The 4,476-nt window shown below is 61.9% G+C and carries 5 protein-coding genes; all 5 read left to right on the top strand.

The annotated features are described in order from the left end of the window. The first annotated feature begins 57 nt into the window (after positions 1-57). The gene (gene rpsD / locus AC0AP0_RS09375; protein WP_015021916.1) at positions 58-684 is read left to right on the top strand and encodes a 30S ribosomal protein S4; all 627 of its coding nucleotides are present in this window, start codon (positions 58-60) and stop codon (positions 682-684) included. 92 nt (positions 685-776) lie between these two features. Further along, complete coding sequence (locus AC0AP0_RS09370) at positions 777-1,445, top strand: histidine phosphatase family protein (RefSeq protein ID WP_490430270.1); 669 nt, start codon at positions 777-779, stop codon at positions 1,443-1,445. Between the two features lie 92 nt (positions 1,446-1,537). Continuing rightward, the gene (locus AC0AP0_RS09365; RefSeq protein WP_490430269.1) at positions 1,538-1,969 is read left to right on the top strand and encodes a DUF948 domain-containing protein; all 432 of its coding nucleotides are present in this window, start codon (positions 1,538-1,540) and stop codon (positions 1,967-1,969) included. Next, positions 1,969-2,208 carry a hypothetical protein gene (locus AC0AP0_RS09360; RefSeq protein WP_490430268.1) on the top strand — a complete coding sequence of 80 codons (240 nt, stop codon included), beginning with the start codon at positions 1,969-1,971 and terminating at the stop codon, positions 2,206-2,208. Before AC0AP0_RS09365 ends, AC0AP0_RS09360 begins: the two co-directional genes overlap by 1 nt. Positions 2,209-2,374: 166 nt before the next feature. Continuing rightward, a partial coding sequence (alaS, locus tag AC0AP0_RS09355) for an alanine--tRNA ligase (RefSeq protein ID WP_490430267.1) occupies positions 2,375-4,476 on the top strand: 2,102 nt, incomplete at its 3' end.

The raw sequence follows: 4,476 nt of genomic DNA, 5'->3' as shown, positions 1-4,476 counted from the left end.
CGACGGTTCCGGCCGTCTTCGTTCAGATAACGACAGAAGCAAGTAAGGATTGCATCAATGACTAACATTCAGCGTGCACGTCGGCAGGTCCGCCTGTCCCGTGCTCTGGGCATTGCCCTGACGCCCAAGGCTCAGCGCCTGTTCGAGAAGCGCCCCTATGGCCCCGGCGAGCACGGCCGCAGCCGTCGTCGCACCGAGTCCGATTACGCCGTCCGTCTGCGGGAGAAGCAGAGGCTGCGCGCCCAGTACGGCGTCTCTGAGAAGCAACTGCGTGCCGCCTATGAGCGGGGCACCCACGAGTCCGGCCAGACCGGTGCCGCAATGCTTCGCGAGCTGGAGTGCCGCCTGGATAACCTGGTCCTGCGCGCCGGCATCGCCCGCACCACCGCTCAGGCCCGTCAGTACGTGGTCCACCGCCACATCCTGGTCGATGGCAACATCGTGGATCGTCCCTCCTACAGGGTCAAGCCCGGCCAGACCATCCAGGTCAAGCCCAAGAGCCAGACCATGGTGCCCTTCCAGATCGCCGCAGAAGGCGTCCACCGGGATGTGCTGCCAGCAGTCCCCGGCTACCTGGACGTGGACCTGGCCTCCCTGAAGGCCAGCCTGGTCCGTAAGCCCGAGCCGGAGGAGATTCCGGTTCAGATTAACATCCAGTACGTGGTCGAGTTCTACGCTCGCTGATCGCCAGCAATTTTGGGGCCCCGGTTTGTCCGGGGCCCTTTGCGTGCCAAGACCTGCCGCTCCTGCCGAAGCATGGGTGGGATAATAGAGGCATGTTGCTCCATCTGTATGCTGTCCGCCATGGGCAGACCTATTTCAATCGCTACAACCGTCTCCAGGGCTGGTCCAACTCGCCGCTGACTTCATCGGGGCTGCAGGATGCCGACCGTGCAGGCCACAAATTGAGCCAGGTGAGCTTTGCGGCCGCCTACTGCTCGGACACCACACGCGCCCAAGAGACAGTCCACAGGATCCTGGACCAGAACCAGTCCAAGAAGAAGCCTGAGCCGGTCAGTGACAGCCACTTCCGTGAGCAGTTCTACGGCTATTTCGAGGGACAGGACATGGCCATGGCCTGGTGGGCTGCAGGCGCGCCTCATGGGGCTGGCACCTACCAGCAGATCGTGGACCGTTTCGGCCTGGCCGCCACCAGGGACTTCCTCAAGGAGGCAGATCCTTTTGGCGATGCCGAGTCCGACAACGAGTATTGGACGCGGATTGCCGGCGGATTCGCCCTGATTGCCTCCGACCAGCACCTGAAGAATGACGACCGCGTCCTACTGATCTCGCACGGCAACACACTGCTTAGTCTGGTCAACCGCTTCGGCGGGGGCCGATATGACACCAGCAGCCGCCCAAGCAATGGAAGCGTCACCATATTCGACTTCGATACGGATGCCCCCTTTGAGCGGGCTCTGCAGGTACGGTCCTTCAATCACTGAACCGGCTTTAACCGGCCGGTCATGGCCTGGACTGATAGATGGCGCGTGCTAGCGTTGTCCCCAGTATCGTACCAATGGAAGAGAGGTAGCAGATGGACGTAGGACAGATTGCCGGCCTGATAGCGGCTATTGCCTTCGCTATCCTGGCAGGGTTTCTGATCTATCCCCTGATTCGTCTGGGGAAGCTCTTCGATCAGCTGGCACAGACCATCAAGCAGACGGGCGACCATGTGGTGCCCACCCTGGACGAGTCCACTAGCACGGTCACCCAGCTCAACCAGACCCTGACCGACGTCAATCGCATCTCCGCAGCGGCCTCGACCACGGCAGGCAACGTCGGCGCTCTGACCGACCTGTACGGATCAATGCTGGGCAAGCCGGTCATCAAAGTGGCAGCCTTCCTCTATGCCCTGCGCAAGACGATCTCGTCATTCCTTTCAGGAGGCCGCAACAGCGCCGAATCCAAGCCCTCCACAGCAAAAAAGGCCAATGACGGCCAAGGGAACGAGGGAAGGACCCGCTGATGTTCAAACGGATCTTCTGGATGGGGCTGGGCGTCACGGCAGGCGTGGTCCTGGTGACCAAGGCCGAGGCCTATGTGAGGGCCAATACCCCCAAGCGTGCAAGGGAATTCGTGCTGGGCGAGGATCAGGACCAAGTGGCCTCCCGGACCCTGTCCGAACTGGTAAGCCAGTTCACCCAGACAATGCACCAGCGGCAGGACGAGCTGGATCGCCGCTATCTGGACCGTTTCCAGGGCTGAGCCTGGGGCGGACAAGCTAGGACAGATGCGCCTGGCCGGTGTAAAATCACCATATTCAGCTAAGAGCCCGGAGTGTGGGCGACCTGTTCGCACCCCGGACAACCGAGTCATTTGGACGACCCGTTATCCCCTCGGCGTTCACCGGGTCTGAAGGAGCAGAAGCAGCATGCGCACATCGGAAATCGCCAAGCGTTTCCTCGATTATTTCCAGGACAAGGATCATCTGGTGGTTCCCTCCGCCTCCCTGATCTCGCCCAATCCCACCACGCTCTTCACCATCGCCGGCATGGTCCCCTTCATCCCCTATCTGCTGGGGGAGCAGACCCCGCCCAAGAGCCGGATGGCAAGCAACCAGAAGTGCGTGCGCACCCTGGACATCGATGAGGTGGGCAAGACCACCCGTCACGGCACCTTCTTCCAGATGCTGGGCAACTTCTCCTTTGGAGACTACTTCAAGGAGGAGGCCATCCACTATGCCTGGGATCTGCTGACCAAGCCCCAGGACCAAGGCGGCTACGGCTTTGACCCTGACACGATCTGGGTGACCACCTACACCGACGATGACGAGGCTCGCTCTCTATGGAAGAACGAAGGTTTCGACCCCGAGCACATGGAAATCCTGGGCATGGAGGACAACTTCTGGACCACCGGCGGCCCCGGCCCCGGCGGCCCTTGCTCTGAGATCTATGTGGACCGCGGGCCTGCTTATGGCAAAGAGGGCGGCCCCTCGGCCGATGAGAACCGATACATTGAGATCTGGGATCTGGTCTTCGAAAACTACGAGGTGGACAACGTCCGTTCCAAGACCGACCTGCACATTGTCGGCGAGTTGGAACACAAGAACATCGACACCGGCGCCGGATTGGAGCGCCTGGCCTACCTGCTTCAGGGCAAGCAGAACATCTACGAGACCGACGAGGTCTATCCTGTCATCCAGGCGGCCGAGGGTCTGTCCGGTCGGCACTACGGCGATGACGCCCAGGATGACGTGCGCTTCCGTGTGGTGGCTGACCATGTTCGCTCGGCTTTGATGATCATGAGCGACGGCGTCCGTCCCAGCAACGTCGGCCGTGGCTATGTGCTGCGTCGTCTGCTGCGCCGGACCATCCGCTCCATGAAGATGCTGGGCGTGGACCAGGAGGTTCTGCCCCAGCTCTTCCCGGTCTCCAAGGAGGCCATGGCTCCCAGCTACCCAGAGCTCAACGACACCTTCTCCGAGGTGGCCGAATCGGCCTATGGTGAGGAGCTGGCCTTCCGCCGGACCCTGGACAAGGGGACCACCATTTTGGATACGGCCGTCAACAAGGCCAAGAGCGGGAAGGGCGACCCCGAGGTTTCGGGCAAGGATGCCTTTACCCTGCATGACACTTACGGCTTCCCCATCGAGCTGACCCTGGAGATGGCTGCCGAGCAGGGTGTCAAGGTGGACCAGGATGAGTTCCGAAAGCTCATGAATGAGCAGAAGTCCAGGGCCCGCGCCGATGCCATGAAGAAGCGGCACAACGTCGATCTGAGTGTCTACGACGATATGCGCAAGAGTCTGGACGAGCCTCAGGTCTTCCTGGGCTACACCGACTTCTCCAGCCGCTCGACCGTTCTGGGCATCATCCAGGAGGGCAAGGGGGCGGTTCCGGCTGTCAAGGCACCTGCTCAGGTTGAGGTTATTCTGGACCGCTCGCCCTTCTACGCCGAGGCCGGCGGCCAGCTGGCCGACCAGGGTGAGATATTGACCGACGACGGAGCCGTCCTGGAGGTGGACGACGTGCAAAAGCCCATCAAAGGGTTGACCATCCACCGCTGCCGGCTGACTGAAGGAACGCTGATCCTGCAGGCCAAGGTCACGGCCACCATCGACCGGAACCGGCGCGGCGCCATCGCCCGCTCGCACACCGCCACGCACATGGTCCATAAGGCTCTGCGAGAGGAACTGGGTCCCCAGGCCACGCAGCGCGGTTCCGAGGATGCACCCAACAGGCTGCGTTTCGACTTCCAGTGGTCGCAAGCCCCCAGCCGCCAGGCCATGGATGCGGTGGAATCCCGTGTCAACGACCGCCTGCGGGACAACCTGGCCGTGACCGCGCAGGAGATGAAGTATGACGATGCCATCGCCCTGGGCGCCATGCATCTGTTCGGGGAGAAGTACGGCGACGTGGTCCGTGTGGTCTCCATTGGCGAGGACGGCTGGAGCCGTGAGCTCTGCGGGGGAACCCATGTGGATCACGTGGGCAAGATCGGTGCGGTCTCCATCATGTCCGAAGCCTCGGTGGG

This window comes from Bifidobacterium sp. POST2/T3 (B1), from assembly GCF_058197115.1.
Note: the sequence above shows the minus strand (reverse complement) of the source record. Positions and strands in the feature narration are given on the sequence as shown.